The sequence below is a fragment of the Allostigmatella hybrida genome (assembly GCF_020103775.1).
Classification (GTDB): Bacteria; Myxococcota; Myxococcia; order Myxococcales; family Myxococcaceae; genus Hyalangium; species Hyalangium aurantiaca.
Map to the genome: position 1 here is coordinate 173,179 of NZ_JAHXBH010000013.1, position 21,243 is coordinate 194,421.

17 protein-coding genes are annotated in these 21,243 nt (G+C 70.5%); 10 read left to right on the forward strand and 7 right to left on the reverse strand.

What is annotated here, in order from left to right:
* Positions 1–3: 3 nt before the first annotated feature.
* The 3 genes from KY661_RS20880 to KY661_RS20890 are packed head-to-tail and all read right to left on the reverse strand — an operon-like array spanning position 4 to position 2,835.
* Positions 4–834 carry an ATP-binding cassette domain-containing protein gene (locus tag KY661_RS20880; protein WP_225411891.1) on the reverse strand — a complete coding sequence of 277 codons (831 nt, stop codon included), beginning with the start codon at positions 832–834 and terminating at the stop codon, positions 4–6.
* A complete protein-coding gene (locus KY661_RS20885; RefSeq protein WP_225411892.1) occupies positions 831–1,814 on the reverse strand; it encodes an ABC transporter permease in 984 nt (327 codons plus the stop codon). The genes KY661_RS20880 and KY661_RS20885 overlap by 4 nt, the downstream gene beginning before the upstream one ends.
* A 7-nt stretch (positions 1,815–1,821) precedes the next feature.
* Complete coding sequence (locus KY661_RS20890) at positions 1,822–2,835, reverse strand: sugar ABC transporter substrate-binding protein (RefSeq protein WP_225411893.1); 1,014 nt, start codon at positions 2,833–2,835, stop codon at positions 1,822–1,824.
* Between the two features lie 176 nt (positions 2,836–3,011).
* Between KY661_RS20890 and KY661_RS20895 the strand changes: the two genes are divergently transcribed.
* Complete coding sequence (locus KY661_RS20895; protein WP_225411894.1) at positions 3,012–3,854, forward strand: PfkB family carbohydrate kinase; 843 nt, start codon at positions 3,012–3,014, stop codon at positions 3,852–3,854.
* Between the two features lies 1 nt (position 3,855).
* On the opposite strand, the gene KY661_RS20900 is transcribed toward KY661_RS20895, so the two are convergent.
* The 3 genes from KY661_RS20900 to KY661_RS20910 are packed head-to-tail and all read right to left on the reverse strand — an operon-like array spanning position 3,856 to position 8,196.
* The gene (locus tag KY661_RS20900) at positions 3,856–4,743 is read right to left on the reverse strand and encodes an NAD(P)-dependent oxidoreductase (RefSeq protein WP_075006101.1); all 888 of its coding nucleotides are present in this window, start codon (positions 4,741–4,743) and stop codon (positions 3,856–3,858) included.
* Positions 4,740–5,579, reverse strand: coding sequence for a prephenate dehydrogenase/arogenate dehydrogenase family protein (locus KY661_RS20905; protein ID WP_225411895.1), 840 nt, complete (start codon positions 5,577–5,579; stop codon positions 4,740–4,742). The genes KY661_RS20900 and KY661_RS20905 overlap by 4 nt, the downstream gene beginning before the upstream one ends.
* 7 nt (positions 5,580–5,586) lie before the next feature.
* The gene (locus tag KY661_RS20910; RefSeq protein ID WP_225411896.1) at positions 5,587–8,196 is read right to left on the reverse strand and encodes a U32 family peptidase; all 2,610 of its coding nucleotides are present in this window, start codon (positions 8,194–8,196) and stop codon (positions 5,587–5,589) included.
* 151 nt (positions 8,197–8,347) lie between these two features.
* On the opposite strand from KY661_RS20910, the gene KY661_RS20915 reads away from it, so the two are divergent.
* From KY661_RS20915 to KY661_RS20950, 8 genes are all read left to right on the forward strand, one after another.
* Entirely contained in the window at positions 8,348–10,522 is a 2,175-nt protein-coding gene (locus KY661_RS20915; protein ID WP_225411897.1) for a PhnD/SsuA/transferrin family substrate-binding protein, read from the forward strand.
* 7 nt (positions 10,523–10,529) lie between these two features.
* Positions 10,530–12,359, forward strand: coding sequence for a sensor histidine kinase (locus tag KY661_RS20920; protein ID WP_225411898.1), 1,830 nt, complete (start codon positions 10,530–10,532; stop codon positions 12,357–12,359).
* Complete coding sequence (locus KY661_RS20925; RefSeq protein ID WP_225411899.1) at positions 12,356–13,081, forward strand: response regulator transcription factor; 726 nt, start codon at positions 12,356–12,358, stop codon at positions 13,079–13,081. The genes KY661_RS20920 and KY661_RS20925 overlap by 4 nt, the downstream gene beginning before the upstream one ends.
* A gap of 93 nt (positions 13,082–13,174) precedes the next feature.
* Positions 13,175–13,921 (forward strand): energy transducer TonB, encoded by a 747-nt coding sequence (locus KY661_RS20930; protein WP_225411900.1) that lies wholly within the window; start codon positions 13,175–13,177, stop codon positions 13,919–13,921.
* A 122-nt stretch (positions 13,922–14,043) separates the two neighbouring features.
* The gene (locus KY661_RS20935) at positions 14,044–15,000 is read left to right on the forward strand and encodes a hypothetical protein (protein ID WP_225411901.1); all 957 of its coding nucleotides are present in this window, start codon (positions 14,044–14,046) and stop codon (positions 14,998–15,000) included.
* 47 nt (positions 15,001–15,047) lie between these two features.
* On the forward strand, positions 15,048–16,529 hold the full coding sequence (dacB, locus tag KY661_RS20940; protein WP_225411902.1) for a D-alanyl-D-alanine carboxypeptidase/D-alanyl-D-alanine endopeptidase: 1,482 nt from the start codon (positions 15,048–15,050) through the stop codon (positions 16,527–16,529).
* A gap of 32 nt (positions 16,530–16,561) precedes the next feature.
* Positions 16,562–18,730: a prolyl oligopeptidase family protein gene (locus KY661_RS20945; protein WP_398577218.1), complete on the forward strand. Its 2,169-nt coding sequence runs from the start codon at positions 16,562–16,564 to the stop codon at positions 18,728–18,730.
* 2 nt (positions 18,731–18,732) lie between these two features.
* Positions 18,733–19,008 (forward strand): hypothetical protein, encoded by a 276-nt coding sequence (locus tag KY661_RS20950; RefSeq protein WP_225411903.1) that lies wholly within the window; start codon positions 18,733–18,735, stop codon positions 19,006–19,008.
* A gap of 32 nt (positions 19,009–19,040) precedes the next feature.
* Here the strand turns inward: KY661_RS20950 and KY661_RS20955 are convergent, their stop codons facing one another.
* Positions 19,041–19,634, reverse strand: coding sequence for a DUF998 domain-containing protein (locus KY661_RS20955; RefSeq protein WP_225411904.1), 594 nt, complete (start codon positions 19,632–19,634; stop codon positions 19,041–19,043).
* A 32-nt stretch (positions 19,635–19,666) separates the two neighbouring features.
* Here KY661_RS20955 and KY661_RS20960 point away from each other — a divergent pair, with 32 nt between their 5' ends.
* Positions 19,667–21,115 (forward strand): Ig-like domain-containing protein, encoded by a 1,449-nt coding sequence (locus tag KY661_RS20960; RefSeq protein ID WP_225411905.1) that lies wholly within the window; start codon positions 19,667–19,669, stop codon positions 21,113–21,115.
* The last annotated feature ends 128 nt before the right edge of the window (positions 21,116–21,243 follow it).

The following is a 21,243-nucleotide window of genomic DNA, read 5'->3' on the forward strand; positions in this document are numbered from 1 at the left end:
GCTTCAGCTGCTCACGGCCACGCGGGCCGTGGTCTCCTGCTTGAATTCGCCCAGCTCGTGCGTCAGCTCCTCCAGCTCGCGCCCGCCGGCCATGCGCTGGATCAGCTCCTCGCGGGTGATCTGATCCTTGGAGAAGGTGCCCTGGCTCCGGCCCCGGTTGAGGATCGTGAAGCGGTCTCCGATGAGCCACGCATGGTGCGGGTTGTGGGTGACGAGGATGACGCCACAGCCCCGCGCCCGCGCCTGGGCCACGTAGCGCAGCACGATGCCCGCCTGCTTCACGCCCAGCGCCGAGGTCGGCTCGTCGAGGATGAGCACCCGGGCGCCGAAGTACACGGCCCGGGCGATGGCGATGGACTGCCGCTCTCCGCCCGACAGCGTCCCCACCGCCTCCGAGGTGTTCCGGACGCGGATGCCCATCTTTTCCAGCTCGGTGCGGACCACCGCGTCCGCGGCGCCCAGGTCGAACCACCGGAAGGGCCACACCCCCTTCATCGGCTCGGCGCCCAGGAAGAAGTTGCGCACGATGGAGAGCATCGGGACCATGGCGAGGTCCTGGTACACGGTCGCGATGCCCCGGTCTCTCGCCTCGCGCGGGGACTTCAGCCGGACTTCCTCGCCGGCAATCCGCATGATTCCCCGGTCCGGCAGGTGCACGCCCGACAGCGTCTTGATGAGCGTCGACTTGCCGGCGCCGTTGTCCCCGAGCACGCACATGACTTCGCCCGCGTGCACGTTCATGGACACGTCTTCCAGCGCGGCCACCTTGCCGAAGGAGCGGGCCACGCCCTCCACCTCGAGCAGCGGCACGCGCCCTACCTCCAGGCCACTCATCGCCGCGCCTCCACCATCCGGCCCCGGACGTAGGTGTTGACGAGCACCGCGCCCACCAACATCACCCCGAGGAAGACCTTGTACCAGTCGGAGTCCACCCCGGCGAACACGATGCCCTGCTGCACCATGCCGAAGATGAGCGCCCCCAGCGCGGCGCCGAGCACCGAGCCGTGGCCGCCCGTGAGCAGCGTGCCCCCGAGCACCGCGGCCAGGATGGCCTCCAGCTCCTTGCCCGTGCCGCGCAGCACGTCCGAGCCGGTGAACTTCACCGCCTGGAACGTGGCGATGAGGCACGCGCACAGCGCGGTCGTCATGAACATGGCGATCTTCACCCGGGCCACCGGCACGCCCAGGTTGCGCGCGGCATCCGGCGCCCCGCCCGCCCCGAAGATCCAGTTGCCGAAGCGCGTGCGCAACAGCACCCAGCTCGCCAGCACCGTGATGCCGATCCACCAGAGGATGGACACGGAGAAGACGCCAATGCGGCTGGCGAAGAGCGTCTCGGCCGAGGCGTAGTGCAGCGCCTGGCGCAGCCCGCCCACCTGGGTGCGCCCCGTCACCAGGCGTGTCACCCCGATGGTGGCCCCACTGAGGATGAACAGCGTGCCCAGGGTGACGATGAACGAGGGCAGCTTCGTGCGCGTCACCACCAGCCCGTTGAGCATCCCCACGCTCAGCGCGAGCACGGCCGCCACCGCGATGGCCGCCCAGAGCGACCAGCCCAGCCGGTCGCACAGGAGCGAGATGGTCATCCCGCAGGCGGCGATCATCGAGCCCACGGACAGGTCGAACTCGCCGGCGATCATCAACATGGAGACGGCGACGGCCAGCAGGCCCAGCTCGGAGGCGATCTCCAGGTAGGTCGCGGCCCCGGCCTGGGACAGGAATCCCGAGCCCCCGGCGTAACTGGCGAAGAACAACCAGACCGCCACCACTCCGCAGGCGGCCCCCAGCTCTGGGCGATTCAGGATTCTGCGCATGTACTCCCTACCGGATGCCCTGCTTGCTGAGCTCGATGACCCGGGATGCCGTCTCGCGGGTCACGAACCCTGGACCGGTCGGGAGGACACCGCCCGCCGGCAACACGCCGAACTGCTTGTACTGAGACAGGAGCACGATCGGCAGGTACCCCTGCAGGTATTGCTGTTGATCGATGGCGAACTCCAATTCGCCCCCCTGGATGCCGGAAAGCACGTCCGGGGTCAAATCGAAGGTGCCCAGCTTCACCTTGCCCAGGCTGCCGCCCTGCCTCAGTGCGGCCAGCGCCGCGTTCGAGCTCAAGGGGCCAAGCGTGAGGATGCCGTCCACCCCGCCCGTCAGCGCGGCGGAGACCTTCTGCTGTGAGTCGGTCGGGTCCGCCGCGTTCACGGAGAGCACCCGCCCGGTGCCGCCCGCCTTCGCCACCGCGTCCAGGAAGCCCTTGCAGCGCAGGTCCAGCGAGGCATTGCCCACCTCGTGGTTCACGCAGAGCACGTTCTTCACGCCCGTGGCGGCCATCTTCTCCCCGCCGCCCACACCGGCCTCATACTCGGTCTGCCCCACGTGGAGCAGCACGCCCAGCCCCTTGTACACGTCGGCGCCCGAGTTGATGGAAATGACGGGAATGCCCGCGTCCACGGCGGCCTGGATGGACCGGGAGAGCGCCTCGGCGTCCGGGATGGAGACCACCAGCCCGTCGGGCTTCTTGGCCACCTCGGCGTCGATGAGGCGGCTCATGGCCACCATGTCGAAGGTCTGCGGCGCGTTGTAGGTGACCGTCACCCCGCTGTCCTTGGCGGCGTTGTTCACGCCATTCTTCACCACGCTCCAGAAGGTGTCGGAGGCCTGGCCGTGGGTGACGACGGCGATGGTGAGGTTCTTGCGCGGGGCCGCGCCGGACGCCGCGGCCGCGGGGGCCTGTGCGGCCTGAGGGGCCTGCGCGGACGGCTCGCTCTTGCTGCAAGCCACGGCCAATACGGCGGCCAGACAACCAAGGACTGCCCGGAACTTCTGGGGATGCATGTGGTTTCCTTCTGCTCACCTGGCCTACAGGGTGGGTCAGCGGGCCGGCAATCTAGCTTGGGCATGCCCCGTTTCAGGAACCCCCATTTTCACCCCCTCCCGCTTTCCCCCCGCAACCCTGACACGGATGCCCTGCCCCTCGACGCCGGCGGCGGATTCGCATAGCTAGGGGGGCCATGACTTCCCTCCCCGAGCTGCTCGTCGTTGGCCATGTCACCCGGGACCTCTTTCCGGGAGAGGACCGTCTCGGCGGGGCGGCCTCCTTCTCCACCCGGGCCGCGGCCATGCTCGGCATCCAGACGGCGCTCGTCACCGCGGCGCCTCCGGACTTCACCCTGCTCGCGCCCCTGAAGGGGCTGCCGAACGTGTCCATGCACGTGGTGCCGAGCCCGACGGTGACGACGTTCGAGGTGGACTACAGCGGCCCGCGCCGCAAGCTCTACCTGCGCGAGGTGGCCCGGCCCATCCGCATCGAGGACATCCCCCCCGAGTGGCGCGGCATCCCCGTGGCCTATGTCGCCCCCGTGGCGGGCGAGTGTGACCGCGCCCTCGTGGACGGGCTGGGCGCGAAGCTCATCTGCGCGGGCTTCCAGGGCTGGCTGCGGCGCTCGGGCGCCGATCAGCGCGTGGAGCCCGCCCTCACCCCCGAGGCCCTGGAGCCCCCGCGCGGGCTCAACGCCATCGTCTTCTCCGAGGAGGATCATCCCGAGAGCGAGTTCATGGCCGGGCAGCTCGCCGGGAAGAACCTCCTCGTCGCCCTCACCCGTGGGCGAAAAGGCTCCACCCTGCGCAAAGGCGATCAGCACTGGGACATCTCCGCCGCCCCCGCCGACGAGGTGGACCCCACCGGCGCTGGGGATGTGTTCGGCATCGGCCTGACCCTGGCGCTCGCGCGGGGGGCCTCGCCCCAGGAAGCGGCCCGGGCCGCCTCCGCGATCGCCGCGCGCGTCGTCGAGGGCCCCGGCCTTGGCAAGCTCACGGCCGAGGCGGCCGCGCACCTGCCCCCCCGGAAGGCCTGACTCAGAGCTTCTCCAAGCCCGCCCGCTCGGCCGCCAGCGCCCCCAGGGCGGACCAGTCCAGCTCGCCAAACCCCCGGGCCACCCCGGTCAGCAGGTGGTCCTTGACGAGGCTCGCCAGCGGCATGGGCACCTGGGCGTCCCCGGCGGCCTCCAGCACCAGCCCCACGTCCTTGAGCCCCAACCGGAGCGCGAAGCCCGGCGGCTCGTACTTCCCCTCGGCAATGAGGGCCGCGTAGCGCTCGAAGATGGGGGAACGGGCGAAGACCGCCTGGAAGACCTCCAGGAACGTCTTCGCCTCGACGCCGGACTTGCGCGCCAGCGCGAAGGCCTCCGCGAGCGCCTCCGTCATGGAGGCGATGAGGAAGTTGCCGGACAGCTTCACCACGTTCGCCGAGGAGGCCTTCTCCGCGAGCACGGTGAGGCCGCGCCCCAGCGCCTCCAGCAAGGGCCGCACCCGCTCCACGTCCGCCGGGGCCCCGGCGGCGAGTACCCAGAGCTGCTGGGCCGCCGCCGCATCGGGCCTGCCGAACACGGGCGCGGACACGTAGCCCTGGCCCGCCTGGGCATGCTCCGCGGCGAGGCGCTCCGAGAGCGCCACCGAGATGGTGCTGGACGAGATGTGAATCGCCCCCCGCTCCAGCCCGGCCACGAGGCCCTCGCCTCCGAAGACCACCTCTTCCACGGCCGGATCATCCGAGAGGATGGTGAGGACAGCCTCGGCCCCCTGCGCCGCATCCCGAGGGCTGCTCGCGATCCGGGCGCCCTTCGCCTGGAACGGCTCGGCCTTCGCGCGCGTGCGGTTGTAGACCGCGAGCGTGTGCCCCGCCTTCAACAGGTTCTGGGCCATGCCCTGGCCCATGTTCCCCAGTCCAATGAATCCCACCTTCATGAGGCTTCTCCTTTCGAGGGAATGCGGAGGCGCTCGGCCTCCAGGACACCGGTGTCGTCGGGCAAGGCCTCCAGCTCGCGGTGGACTTCTCCCAGCGCCGCCAGCAGCTGCGCCCGGGCCTCCGAGGCGTAGGGATTCTCGCGCTGAATCGCGGCGAAGAGGTGCCCGGCATCCGAGCGGACGACTTCAATGGTGCGCGCCAGGGACTTGAAGCTCGCCGGGGCGAACGGCACATCCAGGCCCGTGCCCGCGTCGATCATCCCCTTGGCCACGAAGAACGTGAGCGCGTGCGTGTGCGCCATCACCCGGTCGTGGTTCTCGGCCGTCTGCTCGACGATGTCGCACCCCAGCCGCTCGTAGAACCGGCGCGCGCGCGCGGTGGCCTCGGGGTGGAGCGGGTTCGGACAGAGCACCACGCGCAAGGGCCGCTCGGCCATGGCCAGGCTCAGCGGGCCAAACAGCGGATGGGTCCCCACCCAGGGCACCCCGGCACCGAGCACCGCGGCCAGCGCCTCCACCGGCTTCACTTTCACGCTGCCCACATCGAGCACGAGCTGGGAGGCCCGCAGGTGCGGGCGCAGCGCTTCGAGGACCGGACGGAGGCCGGGCACGGGCACCGCCACCACCACGATCTCCGCCCATTGAACCGCCTCCGGCAGCGAGCCGGCCCGGTGGCGCTCGGGGATGTCGGCGGCCGGGTCCACGGCCCGGAACTCCATGCCGGAGTCCACCAGCAGGGTGCCGAGCGCGCGGCCGAAGCGGCCATACCCCACCACGGCCACGCGCGTCGGGAAGGTTCCTTCACCAGGCTCAGCGGCGGGAGAGGCAGAGGACACGCGCACCTCAGCGGGGGGAGGGAGCCGGGGGAGACAGGACCTTCATGGTTCCGCGCGTGACGCCAAACTGCTCGTGGACGGCCGCGCGGCGGACGGCCTCGGCGGGAGACAGGCGGCCCGCGAGCAGCTCCTGGTAGGCGCCCAGCACGCGGGTGGCCTCCTCGCGGGACTCCCGGACGAACTCCACCCGGAAGCGGCGAACCCCCCGCTCCAGCAGCCGGGGCACCAGCGAGGCGGCGCTCTGGGCCTGGGCGTTGAACACCGTGTTGCGGCACCCCACGTCCACGATGACCGGGTGGTCCAGCCCCAGCCGGTCCCTCAAGGACAACTGGTGCTTCTCACACGGCCGGCCGCACGTCCGGAAGTCCCGCCCGTGCGAGAGCGTGTGCGAGTACACGCAGTGCTCGGTGTGGAAGGTGGCGATGTGGTGGTGCAGGGCCACCGTGAAGCGGTGCGCGGGCGCATGCGCCAGCAGCGCGTCGAGCTGCGCCGAGTCGAGATCATGCGAGAAGGTGAGCGTGTCCAGCCCCAGCCCCAGCAGGTACGCGGCCGTCAGGGAGTTGGTGACGTTGAGCGAGAAGTCCCCGTGGAGCACCGGCCGGGGCTGGCCCTCGGGCCGCTCCAGGAAGTGCATCATCGCGCCCCAGTGGCGCACCAGCACCGCATCCGGGCGCAGCCGGCCGATGCGCTGGTCGTAGCCCTCCTCGCCGGGCTTCTGCACGCGCACCGTGGCGATCGTCACCCGCAGGCCCGCGGCCCGCGCCCGCTCGACGGCGCGCTGCAAGCCCACCATCTCCATCCAGTCGAGCTCCACCTCGGGCAGCCCGGCGGCGATGACGGCCTCGAGCTGCGCGTCCTCGCGGCACATGGGGATGAGCTGGGCCGCCGCCTCCGAAGCCCCCTCCTTCACCGGGCCCGCCAGCGAGGCGCGCAGCGGCTCCAGCACCGGGGTCTCCACCACGGTGCGCAGGGGGCCCTTCTCCACCGCGCCCGCCAGCTCCGTCACGAGCTGGCGGCGCAGGGCCTTGAGCTCGGAGACGGGCACGTGCAGCCCGCTCGCCAGCCCCGCCCGCTCCAGGCGCGCCAGCCGGAAGGGGGTGCCCCCGAAGGAGCCCAGCTTGTCGCGCAGCAGCGCCTCGTCCAGCCCCGCGCCTCGCGCCGGCGTGAGCGCCATCTGGCTGGAGGCCGAGGCCTCATGCCCCCAGGCGAGGGCCCGCACCTGGAGCAGCGCGCCCTCCCCGCCGGAAACCGTCAGCTCCAGGGGAATCCGGCCCTCGGGCTCACCCGCAGCGAGCATCCCCTCGACCCGGCGGGTCAGCGCCGGATCACTGTTGAGCCACACGTGCTGTCCGGGCGCGACCCGGCTCAGGTCCGGACCCGGGTGGCCAAAGCCCAGCACCCAGCCCGGGCCCTGCCGCTCGACGCGGAAGATCGGGCCTCCGGGCTCATGCTTGTCCTCGGGCGCCCCCGCGTCGAAGACGACGCCCATGCCCGGGCGCGGCTCCGGCGTCTCCGGCGTGGGCTCCCCCTTCAGCGGCGAGGAGACCTGGCCCACGGGCGCCTCGGGGCGGTCCGCCTCCAGGCCCAGGCCGCCCGTCCACGGGCGCTCGTCCGGAGAGACGCGCACTTCCTTGCCAGACACGGACTGGACGCGGCCCAGGTACAGCCCCCGGTGCTTCGGGAAGCGGCCCTCCACGAGCGTCTGGTGGTCCGAGCCCGCGAGGAAGCCATGGGAGAAGCCCCGGCTGTACGCCAGCGACATGCCGGACAAGTCCCTCGCGAGCTGGGCCTCGTCGGGCGCGCCCGCGAGGATGCTCTCCACCCAGCGCCGGTACCCCTCCACCGTGGAGGTGACATAAGCGGGGCCCTTGAGGCGCCCTTCGATCTTCAGGCTGTGAACGCCGATGTCCATCAGCTCCGGCACGGCGCGCACGCCCGCCAGGTCCTTGGGGCTGAGCAGATACTTCACCTCGCCCAGGTCCCTCGGCTGCCCGTCGACGACCAGGTCATACGGCAGGCGGCACGACTGGGCGCACTGCCCCCGGTTCGCCGAGCGGCCCCCCCACGCCTCGCTCGTCAGGCACTGGCCGCTCCAGGACATGCAGAGCGCGCCGTGGATGAAGACCTCCAGCTCGATCTGCGTCTGGCCCGCCAGGCGGCGGATCTCCGCGGTGGACAGCTCGCGCGGGACGACGGCGCGGGTGAACCCCAGGCGCTGGGCGAACCGCACCCCCTCCGCGCTCGACAGGGTCATCTGCGTGGAAGCATGCAGCTCCAACTGCGGGCACAGGGCCCGGGCCAGCAGCGCCACCGCCGGGTCCTGCACGATGAGTGCGTCCACCCCGGCCTGGGCAGCTCCCCGGAGGAGCTGCTCGACGAGGGGCAGCTCGGGTTCGAACACCAGGGTGTTCAGGGTAAGATAGGCCCGCGCACCGGCCCGGTGAATGAGGGAGAGCGTCTCGGGCAGGCGCGCCAAGGAAAAATTATCGGCGCGAGCACGCGCATTGAACCCATCATCGAGCCCGAAATAGACGGCATCCGCGCCGCTGGCGAGGGCGGCCCGGAGGGACTCGAGATCTCCCGCGGGGGCGAGGATTTCAGGACGTCGCAAAGGCATGGTCCCTCTTAACACGCGCCTTCGGGCCTGGCGGCGGGGGCCCGTGCCTGCGCCCCCGCCCTGCGCCCAGGTTGTTTATGTTCTGGCTGTAGCTGGAATACCCCAGTATTCCATGATGGCCTGAGATTCAGTAGTCATCGAGAAGCCCTCCTTGCGCGATAAGACCGTGTCGAACCCGCCCATCCGCTTCCTCATCTATCCGGCGCAGGGAGAGGTCAGGGAGCACGTCAGGGCCGAGTTCTTCGGCCGGGTGCTGTCCCAGCGGGTGGGCCGTCCGGTCATGGTGGAGCTGGCGCGGACCTACGAGAGCATCGAGCAGGAGCTGGCCGCGGACCGGGTGGACATGGTCTGGGCCACCGCCGAGCAGTGCAACGTGTTCGAGCCCAAGGCGCGCGCCATCCTGCGGGCGGTCCGGGCGGGGCGCTGCCACTACCACGCGGCCCTCATCTGCCGCGCCAGCGAGCCCCTGTCCCTCCAGGGGCTCCAGGGCAGGCGCGCCGCCTGGGTGGCCCCCATGTCCACGGGAGGCCACCTGCTGGCCATCCGCCACCTGGAGGCCCAGGGGCTGACGCCCTCGGAGCTCTTCGCCGAGCAGCGCTTCTTCGGCAGCTACCGCAACGCGGTGCTCGCGGTGCTCGAGGGCACCGCGGACCTCACCTCCCTGTACACGCCCCACCCGGACGAGTACGCGGTCCGGGCGCTCCTGGCCGAGCGCGTGGGCGGGGCCGAGCGCGAGCTGACCGCCTTCGCCTTCACCGAGCCCACGCTCGCCGATGGCCTCATCCTCACCTCCCGCATGCCGGAGGAGGCCTGCACCGCCATCATCGCGGCCCTCACCTCGCTGACGCACGAAGGGGGCGGGCTGGACTCGATGCTCGGCCTGTTCGACATCGAAGGCTTCACCCTCTCCTCCTCGGTCCGGAGCCAGCACCGGCTGCACGCGCCGTCCGCGCGCACGGAGTTCCTGGCGGCGGAGCTGGACGGGGAGGGCCGGTGCCACCGGCTCTGGTCCTCCACGGGCATGGCCTTCGGACAGGATGTGCGGGGCCAGGAAGGCCGCACCCTGGAAGAGGCGCTGCCGCCGGAGGCCAGCGCCATCCTCGGCTCGCTCGTGCGGGCGGCCCGCCACAATGGCGTGGCGGGACGAGTGGAGTGCCGCCTGGAGGTCGGCGGGGAGACGCGGCTGTATGCCGCCGAGGCCACCCCGCGCGGCGCGCCCGCCGGGCAACCCTCTGCCTGCACGGCGCTGCTCGTGCGGGACATCACCGAGCAGCAGATCCTGGAGCTGGAGCTGTACCGGCTGGCGTCCTTCCCGCTGCTCCACCCCGAGCCGATGCTGGAGCTGAGCCCGGCGGGCGCCCTGGTCTACGCCAACCCCGCGGCGAACCATGCCTTTCCGGACCTGCAGGTGCTCGGCACGGGCCACCCGCTGGTGGAGACCACGCTCGAATGGGTCCGGCGGGGCAAGCCCGGGGAGAACCTCCCGCTCGTCCACCTCGGCGGCCGGTACTGGGAACTGATGGCCTCCGTGCTGCCGGAGACGCGCACCCTGCGGCTCTTCGTGAAGGATGTGACGGCGCGCAAGCAGATCGAAGCCCGGCTGCTGCACGCCGACCGCATGGCGGCGCTGGGCTCGCTGGCCTCCCGGGTGGGCCACGAGATGAACAACCCGCTGGCCTTCATGATGGCCAACCTCTCCTTCGCCCGGGAGGAGATCAGCCGGCTGCGCGAGGCCCTGCGTACCGGCCAGACGCCCTCGCGCATAGAGGATCTCGACGAGGTGGTGGACGCGCTCGGCGAGTCCCTGGAGGGGGGCGAGCGGCTGAAGACGATCATCCAGGACCTGCGCATCCTGGCGCGCGAGCCCCCCACGCACCGGGCGCGGGTGGACCTGCACCCGGTGCTGGAGGATGCGCTGAAGCTGTTGCGCAACGAGCTGCGCCACCGGGCCCGCCTGGAGAAGGACTTCCAGCCGGTGCCCACGGTGGAGGCGGACGAGGCGCGGCTGGGCCAGGTGTTCCTCAACCTGATGATCAACGCCGTGCAGGCCATGTCCGAGCAGGACGCCCAGCGCAACGTGCTGCGGGTGAGCACGCGCACCGGGCCCGGGGGCGAGGCCATCGTGGAGGTGCAGGACACCGGGGCGGGGATGACGCCCGAGGTGCTCTCGCGCCTGTTCGAGCCCTTCTTCACCACGCGCTCCAACAGCGCCGGGATGGGCCTCTCGGTATGCCACGCCATCGTGACGAGCCTGGGGGGCACCCTGCGGGCCGAGAGCGAGCTGGGCACGGGCACGCTCTTCACCGTCACCTTGCCCACCACGTGAGCGCGGAATGGTCCGTCGGCTCCTCCCCATGCTCATCGCCCTCGGCTGCGGCCTCCTGGCCCTCGGCTGGGGACTGGTGAGCCTCCAGCGCATCTTCACGCAGGAGCGGGAGGACGCCTACACCCAGCTGCGCTCCCGCCGCGACACGCTGGAGGAGTACGCCACGGCCGCCCTCCGGCAGGCCCTGGGCCGGCGGCTGGACGAGCACCTCCCCACGCTCCATGCGGCCACGGAGGATCCGCTCCTACCCGCGGAGGGGCTGTACCTGCTCTTCCGCTCGTACCAGTTCCTGCCCCGCCTTCCCCGGCCCCAGCCGGGCCTCGAGACACCCGCGCGGCAGCTCTACGAGGACTTCCGCCAGCGCCTCGCGGCCCCGGGGCTCCCCGGCCCCGCGCCGGAGCGGCTGGAGGCGCTTCGGGCGATCGGCGCCGCGCTCTCCCAGGGCTCCCCGGCCCAGGCCGAGCGGCTCCTGGAAGCCCTGCTGCGCCACCGCGCCGAGCATCCGCTGCCGCCCGTGCAGGAGATTCCCTTCACCCTGCTGGTGGCCGAGCAGCTCCAGCGGGGCCCGGCCACCCCGGCCCTGGTGCGGGGGCTCTTGCGCGGGGGGCTCGCGGATGACTTCGGAGGCATGGCTGGAGGCGCGGGGCTTCAGCGGGATCTGCTGCGCGAGTGCTACCGCTTCACCCAGGCGGACTTCGACTTTCTGCGCGAGCGCATCCTGCGGCTGGGGGCCCAGCTCGGAGAGCCCACCGGGGCCTTCCAGGCACGCATCCAGGAGCTGGGCATGGGCGCCCTGGTGCTCCCGAACGGGCTCGACGAGCCCACGCTCATCGGGGAGCGCTGGTACATGCGGCCCCAGGGCGAGGCCGTGTGGGGGCTCGCCGTCTCCCTGGACGAGGAGCTGAAGACCCTTGCCCACGAGATGCGCGCCCGGCAGTTCTTCGGCTCGGAGGACCGCCTGCGGCTGGGGAAGACGGATGCGGTGCAACCGGTGTCCACCTTGAGGGTGGAGGCGGTGATGCCCCAGTGGCTCTCGGCGGAGGCGGACATCGCCCGGCGCCACGAGCTCAAGACGATGCTGGTGGCCATCTGCGGCGCGCTGGCGGTGGCCATCGGCGTCATTGCCGTCCTGGCCCAGCACCGCAAGTACCGCTTCCTGGAGCTGCGCAGCGACTTCGTGGCCACCGTGTCCCACGAGCTGCGCACGCCCCTGGCGTCCATCCGGCTGCTGGCCGAGACGCTGGAGCGCCGCGTGGGCGGCACCGCCGAGGGGAAGGACTACCCCTCCCGCATCATCCAGACGACGGACACCCTGCACTTCCTCGTGGAGAACATCCTGTCGTTCAACCGGATCGACAAGGGCCGGTGGACGCCGAGCTTCTCCCCGGTGCGGCTGGAGGAGCTGGCCGCCACGCTCCGGTCGGACCTGGTGGGGACCACCCAGGTGCCGGTGGACTTCTCCTCGGACGTGGGGGACGTGGAGCTTCAGGCGGACCCCACCCTGCTGCGCCTGCTCCTGTCCAACCTGGGCCGCAACGCCTGCGCCTACAACCGCCGCACCCCCGTGCGCATCGCCCTGCGCGCCCACCACTCGCCCACGTATGGGCATACGCTGCTCTTCAGCGACAATGGCATCGGCATTCCCGAGAGCGAGTGGGAGAACGTGTTCCACGACTTCTACCGGCTGAAATCCCAGGGGCCGGAAGTGCACGGCAGCGGGCTGGGGCTCGCGCTGTGCCGCCGCATCATGAAACTGCACGGAGGCACCCTCCACGTGGCCACCTCCGGCCCCGAGGGCACCACCTTCGCCCTCACCTTTCCCGAGCTGCGCCGATGACCCTTCTTCCTCCCGAGCCCGGCCCCCGGCCCTCCATCCTCATCGTCGAGGACGACGCGAACCTGCGGCTCGGCCTCCAGGACAACCTTCAGGACGAGGGCTACGACGTCGCCACGGCCGCCAGCACGGCCGAGGCGGACGCCCTCTTGCGCGGGCGCGAGTTCACGCTGCTCATCCTCGATGTCATGCTGCCGGGCGAGGACGGCTATGCCTTCTGCCGCCGGCTGCGCGCCGCGGGGGTGCGCAGCATGGTGCTGATGCTCACCGCGCGCACGCTGGAGGACGACATCCTCCGGGGCTTCGAGGCCGGCGCCCAGGACTACCTCACCAAGCCCTACCGGCTCCGGGAGCTGCTCGCGCGGGTGAAGGCGCTCGTGCGGCGCGGGGGCAGCCCGCCGCCGGAGCGGATGGGCTTCGCGGGCTTCTCGCTGGACCTGGGCCGGCGCCAGCTCTCCCGGCCCGGGGGAGAGCCCGTGGAGCTGACGCGCACGGAGTTCGACCTGCTCGTCTTCCTGCTGCGCCACCAGGACCGCGCCCTGCCCCGGCAGGAAATCCTGGATGCCGTCTGGGGCCAGGACGTGGTGGTGGACCCCCGGACGGTGGACAACTTCGTCTCCAGCCTCAAGAAGAAGCTCGGCTGGACGAGCACCTCCGGGTTCACCATCCACACCATCCGCGGGGTGGGCTACCGGATGGAGCTGGAGGCCATGACGAAACCATGACGGAACCATGGCCCCGCCACGGCCATGGCCTCGCGCCTTTTCCCTACCTTGAACCGTGTCGCAGCAACACCGGTTCAAGGGAGGCGCAATCCGATGTTCCAGTCCGTCATCGAGCACAGGGGAATGTGGACAGGCCGTTTCAGCGCGGGCACCGCGGTGTCCGTGCTCCTGCACGCGGGGCTCCTGGCCGCCGCCGTGTTCCTCACCACCCGGCAGGAGCCCCTGGGGCCCCGCACCGAGCCCGTCCTCGAGTTCGTGCGGCACGTGCCGCCCCAGCCGCCCCGGGGCAGCCCCACGCCGCCGTCCCCCCCCGAGGCGGCCCCCAAGCCCCAGCCCCGGCCCAAGCCCCGGCAGACCACGGTGGTGCAGCCCACCACCATCCCCCCTACGCCTAAGGAAGACACGCCCCCCGCGCCCCCGGTGGACGCGCCGCCCTCGGACCTGCCCTATGTGGAGGGAGGACACCCGGATGGCGTGGACAAGGGCGGCGTCGTGGGCGCCCTGCCCCTTCCCTTCATGGACCAGGCGGGCGGACAGGCCTCGGGCGAGGATGTCCTGCCCTTCGGCGCCAGCATGACGCCGCCCCAGCTTCTGTCCGGCACACCGCTCGAATACACGCGCGAGGCCCTGGAGGCCCGCGTCCGGGGCCTGCTCATCGCCCGCTGCACCATCACCAAGGAAGGCGCCGTCACCGGCTGCCGCGTCATCAAAGGCGTGCCCTTCATGAATGACGCGGCCCTCTCGGCGCTCCAGTCCCGGCACTACCGCCCCGTCCACTACCAGGGGAAGCCGGTGAGCGTGTCCTACACCTTCCACGTCAAGCTGGACCTGCCCCACTGAGGCGCGCGGCATCACCGCTTGCCTCGCCCCAAAGGATATGCCAGACAGCACTACAGGGTTTTTCGAGAACAAGCTGTATTGAAGGATCCTGACAATCCCCTTCGAGGCACCTCTTCAGGACCATGAGCCGGTCGGCCATCCAGCAATGGGCGGAGTCCTTCACCGAGGCCCTGGTCAGCCGGGCCACGCTGCTGGGCGCAGCCCAGGAGAACGGCGCCGGCTCCGGGCAGATCCTCTTCCAGGTGCAGAGCGCGGTGCTGCGCTACGAATCCCTGGTCTTCGGGGGGCCGGACCTGAGCTGGGGCCGGGCCCGGGACGAGGACGTGGCCGCCCTGCCCCGCCCACCGGTCTCCTCGGGGCGGCTCGTCTGCGTGGCCTTCTGCCACAACACGCACCCGGACCTGCCGGAGGCGTGGGATTACGGCGCGGGCGTGGCCCTCATCCATGACGAGGACGCGGCGGCCTCGGTGAGCTTCGGCCGGGCGCGCCGCACGCTGTCCGTCTCCACCACGGAGGGCCAGGCGCGCATCGGCTTCGGCGGCGACATGCCCCTGCTGCGCGATGTGCCCGGGCTGGACTCGCTGGCCCCGCAGGCCCAGCGCGCCGCCCACCCCTTCTGGGCGCTGGCGCGGGGGCTCTTCAGCGCCGAGGGCCTGGGCACCTGCTTCCTGGAAGGGCACCGGGTGTCCGCCGGCAGCATGAGCCCCGAGTCCAACATCGTCTCGGTGTTCCGGGGCGCGCTCGGGCTGTCCATCGAGAACGAGTTCGGCGAGTCGTCCTGGCATGACCACGCCTACTGCGCGATTGCCCGCCACACGGAGGCCCTGGTGCGCTGGCGGCGGATGCGCGAGCCGGCGGTGCGCGCCACGGTGGGCGATGCCTGCCCGCGGTGCCAGGGGCGGCTGGAGGACGCGGACCTGCCCAGCTTCTCCGCGCTGGCCCAGCGGCGGACGACGGCCACCCTGGGCGGCTTCCTGCGCCTGCGGTGCACGCTCTGCACCACGCTCTACCGCACCTCGGGGCGGCGCTTCGTGGACATGGGCTCCGGCCAGGTGTCCTACTCCGACCGGATGCCCTGAGCGGCGCTATCGTTCCGCCGGCGCATCGCCTAGTGTCCCCGGCCGACATGCGCCGTGCTCCGCTCGTCCCGCTCCTGCTCGCGGCCCTGGCGCTCTCCGGGTGCCCGCGCGCCAGCCGTCCCGCCAGGCCCACCTTGCCCGAGGCCGCGCAGGGGCTCCTGTCCGCCATCGAGCAGGAGGGGGCGCTGGCGGGGGCCCTCGTGGTGGATGCCCAGACGGGCCTGCCGCTCTTCTCGCACCGCGAGCACGTGCGCCTGCTGCCCGCCTCGACGATGAAGGTGGTGTCCACCTCCTCGGCCCTGGCCGCGCTCGGTCCGGACTTCCGCTTCGTCACCCCGGTGTTCCTGGAGGGCACGCACCAGGGCACCCTCTTCGAGGGACAACTGGTGGTGGAGTCCTCGGGGGACCCGTCGCTGGGCTCCTGGCGCTTCCCGGAGACGGGCGCCGCCTGCGAGCAGATCGCCGAGGCGCTCTGGGGCCGGGGCATCCGTCAGTGGCGGGGGGCGCTGCGCATCCAGGCTCCCGACGCGGACGTGGAAGGGCCGCTGGGGCCGGGCTGGGCCTGGGACGATGCCGCGTACGCCATGAGCGCGCCCCCCACGCCCTTCGTCTTCCGGGAGAACGTGGTGGACCTGGCCCTGGTGCGCCCGGACGGAACGGCCTGCGCCGAGCCGCCCGTCGTCCAGGTCTCTCCCCCATTCGCCACCTTCCCCACCACCCTGCGGCTCGACACGAGCGCCACCAAGCCCGGCCTGGCCTGCCTCCGGGCCCGGGGCGCCCCGGGCGTCCAGTGCGTGTGGCGCTCGGCCTCGGACCAGTGCCCCCGGGCGGCCTCGCTGCGCCTGTCCATCGACGATCCCCAGGCCCTCTTCACCGCCTGCGTGGAGGATGCGCTCTCGCGCAAGGGCCTCACCCGCCTCCCCGTGCGGGGGGCCACCGCCAGCCCCGCCGCGCCGACCCGCCAGAGCCTGCTGGAGCTGATCAGCCCGCCGCTCAGCGAGCTGGTGAAGGCGACCAACAAGGAATCCCTCAACCTCTACGCGGACCGGCTGGGCCTGCGCTTCGCGCGCGAGCGCACGGGCAACGAGAGCTTCTCCGCCCTGCGCGCGGCCCTGGGCGAGGAGCTGGCCCGGCGCGGCATCTCCTCCCGGGAGCTGCGGCCCGTGGATGGCAGCGGCCTGTCGCGCTACAACCTCGCCACGCCCCGGGGGCTCGTGCAGGTGCTCTTCACGGGCCTGCGGGAGTCCTACGGCCCCGCGCTCGCGGACAGCCTGCCCATCGCCGGGGTGGATGGGACGCTGGCCAACCGCCGCCTGTCGGCGCAGAGCCTGGGGCGCATCCGGGCCAAGACGGGCACGCTCTCCAGCCAGAAGGCCTTCGTGGGCATCGCCGAGCGCCCCGGAGACCCGGAACACCCCCGCGTGGTCTTCGCCCTGATGCTGGGCAACATGGACGAGCAGCCCGCGCTCTCGGCCAACGAAGTGTTCGACCGGTTCGCGGAGGCGCTGATCCACCTGCCGCTTCAGTAGTCCTCACCCCTCACCGCAGCCAGGAGTCCTGCTTGCCCTCCAAGCTCACCCTCGCCTCGTTCGCGTTGTTGCTGCCCTTCGCCACGCTGGCCGCCAAGGCCGGCAGCGCGCCCAAACCCCCCGTGGCGGAGAAGAAGCCCGTGGTGGACACCTACCATGGCACCCAGGTGGAGGACCCGTACCAGTGGCTCGAGTCCAACGAGCCCGCGGTGCAGGAATGGACGCACGGGCAGAACGCCCATACCCGGGCGGTGCTGGACAAGCTGCCGGGGCGCAAGGAGATCCGCCAGCGCGTCAGCACGCTGCTCGGCTGGGAGTCCCCCGGCCACTTCTTCCTGACGAAGGCGGGGGGCACGCTGTTCGCGCTCAAGAGCCAGCCGCCCCGGCAGCAGCCGCTGCTGGTGGTGCTGGGCAGCGGGGAGGATCTCGCCCGCGAGCGCATCCTGTTGGATCCGATGGAGCTGGACCCCTCCGGCCAGACGGCCATCGACTTCTACAAGCCCTCGCGGGACGGCCAGAAGGTGGCCATCTCCCTGTCGAAGAACGGCACGGAGAGCGGGGATGTCCACGTCTACGACGTGGCCACGGGCAAGCCGGTTCCCGGCGAGGTGGTGCCCCGGGTGAACGGCGGCACGGCGGGGGGCAGCCTCGCGTGGAGCGCGGATGGCAAGGGCTACTTCTACACGCGCTACCCGCGGGGCACCGAGCGCGCCGAGGAGGACCTGAACTTCTTCCAGCAGGTGTACTTCCACCGGCTGGGCACCCCCACCGAGAAGGACACCTACGCGCTGGGCAAGGACTTCCCCCGCATCGCCATGACGCAGCTGGAGACCTCCGAGGACGGCCGGTACACCACCGCCCTGGTGGCCAACGGCGACGGAGGCGAGTTCGCCCTGTACCTCTTCGGCCCCTCGGGCCAGTGGACCCAGCTCTCGAAGTACGAGGACAAGGTGGTGGGCACCCAGTTTGGCGAGGACGGGGCGCTGTACCTGCTGTCGCGCAAGGATGCGCCGCGCGGCAAGCTGCTGCGGCTGGCCCTGGCCACGCCCTCGCTGGACAAGGCCACGGTGCTCGTCCCCGAGGGCCCGGCGGCCCTGCAGGATCTCCTGCCCACCCCGGGGAGGATCTACCTCATCGAGCAGCTCGGCGGCCCCTCCCAGTTGCGCATGGTGGACCTGAAGGGACAGCCGCTGGGGACCGTCCCCACGCTGCCGGTGTCCGCCGTGGGCGCCCTGGTGCGCCAGGACGGCGATGACATCCTCTTCTCCAACACCAGCAACGTGGAGCCCCAGGCCTGGTACCGCTTCTCGGCGAAGGAGGGAAAGGTCACCAAGACGGCGCTGGCCCAGACGTCTCCCCGGGACATTGGGGACACGGAGGTCATCCGGGAGGAGGCCATCTCCAAGGATGGCACCCGGATTCCGCTGACCATCCTCAAGCCCCGGGGGGTGAAGCTCACCGGCAACACGCCCACCCTGCTGACGGGCTACGGCGGCTTCAACGTCTCCATCACCCCGGGCTTCAACCGGAGCAACATCGCGTGGCTGGAGCAGGGAGGCATCATCGCCATCGCCAACCTGCGCGGCGGCTCGGAGTTTGGCGAGGAATGGCACGCCAACGGCTCGCTCACGAAGAAGCAGAACGTCTTCGATGACTTCCATGCCTGCGCGAAGCTCCTGGTGGACAAGAAGTACACCCAGCCGAAGAAGCTGGGCATCCAGGGCGGCAGCAACGGCGGGCTGCTGATGGGGGCGGAGCTCACCCAGCACCCGGAGCTGTTTGGCGCCGTCGTGGCGCGCGTGGGCATCTACGACATGCTGCGCGTGGAGCTCACGCCCAATGGACAGTTCAACACCACCGAGTATGGCTCGGTGAAGGACCCGGAACAGTTCCAGGCGCTCTCCGCGTATTCGCCCTACCACCACGTCGTGGACGGCACGAAATACCCACCGGTGCTGTTCACCTCGGGCGCCAATGATCCCCGGGTGGATCCGTTCCATTCGCGGAAGATGGTGGCGCGCCTGCAAGCAGCCACGGGCGGCAAGGGCCGGATCCTCCTGCGCGCGGCCGGGGGCGGCCACGGAATGGGCTCACCCCTGTCCGAGAAGATCGACGAAATGGCAGACATCTACGCCTTCTTCTTCAACGAGCTGGGCGTGAAATACCGGCCAATGAAACCCACCCTGTCACCCGCGAAATGATGGTGAATCAAGCTGCGGAGTCGGCGGGCACCACCTACTTGCTGGGCACGATCAGCACCAATAAGCCAGCCTGCCTGAACAACGCCCAGATGGCGGGCACCCTCGTCAACACCAGCGTGGAGTTCATCGCGAGCGGTGGGGGCTCCGCCACCTCCGCCACGGTCATCCAGTTCGACGGAGAGACGTCCGGCAATAAGGTCGACGGCTTCTTGGAGGTGGTCAGCAGCGTCAGCGAGTGCGATCTGACGCGCGTGGCCGCCACGCTGACGCGCCAGTAGGTCCCACGCGGCACGGCCCGGGGGCCTGTTCCTCAGGTAAAGGGCACAGGCCACAATCCACAGCAACACGCACGCCCGCCGCCCACTCCGAGCGCTGACAGGTGCCGTGCGCCGGACCAGCTCCGTGCGCGAAGCCCCAGAATGATAAGCCCGACGGCCCCCGTGAAGTAGCCTGTCAATCCGACGATGTTGTGGACATGCTGCGAGAAACTCGGCTCGGCCGGGCGGCAGCCCGGATCACATCGGAAGAACGCCGACACCCCATAGCCCACCGCGTACCAAGCAATGCCCACCAGCCCCAGCCAGGTCATGCCGGATCTGGGAAGCACCTGGGCCGCAAAGAATGAAAACGCGCAGATCAGGATGCCGGCCGGCAAGAACCCCCCGTAGCTGATGAACTCCCCGTGGGGGGCCTCATGGGCACCCAGCTCGCTGATGAACTGGGAGAGATGGCTGTAACCGGGGAACGCTGCGCCGCCCAGAACGGTCAGCAGGAGGACAACGAACGGGCCGAGAATCCCGGTCATGAACGCGAGTCGTGCAGCCAAGAGCAATGCCTCCGCAGGGAACACTCTGTCACAGCAATCGGCCACGCCGTCGCAGAACCTGGCGTTCCGCGTTTCCATCGCCTATTTCGGGCGTACCACAAGGAGAATTCATGTCATATTTGGTTTCGAGATGGCTCGCAGCTCCAACCACCGCATTGCGCGCCGGACTGGTGCTTGGACTGGCTGCCAGCACCCTCGCCGCTTGTGGCGACAGCGCACCGTCGGCCATCAGACCGCCGGTGGCCCAAAACGTCACCCTCGAGACGGCGGAAGACACGCCCCTCGAGGTGCACCTGCCGGCCAGTGGCAACGGGGCACTCGCTTTCAGTATCGACAACGCGCCGGACCACGGCACGCTGAGTGAGATCAGCGCCGATGGCTTCGTCATCTACACCCCTGGCGCCGACTACCATGGCGAAGATGCCGTCACCTTCCGCGCCACCGACAGCAAGGGCCAAAGCGCCCAGGCCACGGTGACCCTCACCATCACGCCAGTGAACGACGTCCCCACCCTTTCCCCAGTGGCCAACCAGCGCATCACTGCTGGCAGCTCGACCGGCGACCTGGCCTTCACCGTGGGAGACGTGGAGACCGCCGCCGACAGCCTCACGGTCACCGCCACTTCCTCCAATACCAGTCTGGTGCCTAACGACCCCAGCCATCTCGTCCTCGGCGGATCCGGCTCCAACCGCACCGTCAACGTCGTCCCTGCCGCCAGCGCCAGCGGCTCCACCACCCTCACCCTCTCGGTGAGTGACGGCTCCGCCACCACCTCCACCACCTTCGCGGTCGACGTCACCAATCTTGCGAGCCTCTACTGGATGACTGCCTCCGGCTCGCTGTGGAGGGTTAGCGTGAATGGCACGAATGCGATTGAGCTCAAGACCGGCATCAGCGGGTCAGGCTCTGTCGCCACCGACCCGGTCACCCGTACCCTCTTCTACAACCGCGACAGCGCCATCGTTCGAGCGGACAGTGAGGGGGCGAACCCGGTCGATATCGTGGCGAACGGAGGCTACCCCTCCGGGCTGGCAGTCGATTCGACGAACCGCAAGCTGTACTGGTCCGATTTCACCGGGAAACGGATCATGCGCGCCGAGCTGGACGGCAGCAACCCAACGCAGGTCGTCGGCGACATTGATAGCCCATCTGCCCTCGCGTTCGATGTCCCGAGCGGCAAGGTGTATGTCATTACCTACAACAACACCAAGCTCGTACGATTCAATCTCGATGGTGCCAACCTGGAGACCCTCGCTTCAAACCTGGGCGGCCTGGGCGTGGGCCTGGCGGTCGACTCGAGCGGCGGGAAGGTGTACTACGCGACCCGCGGCAACAGTCTCTATGTCGCCAACCTGGACGGCTCCAACGCCACCCCCCTGGTGACCAACCAGAACACAGTGCACGGGATTGCCATCGATGTCACGGCCGGGCGGCTGTACTGGGCGGATTGGCTGGGTCAAGCGCTCCGGAGCGCCAATCTGGCCGACGGCAGCGATAGCCAAAACGTGAACTCGGGCAGCAGCAGGAACTTGGGGCTGGCCTGGATGCCTGCGCCGTAGCCAGGAAGCATCGTAAGGATGGAGTAATTATCTGCAACCCCTTCGAAACCACTAGCCCGGATCGATCACCGGGGGAGGGATCACCGGGTGGGGACCCACCGATAACTGAAGAGTTCTCAGGCACTTCA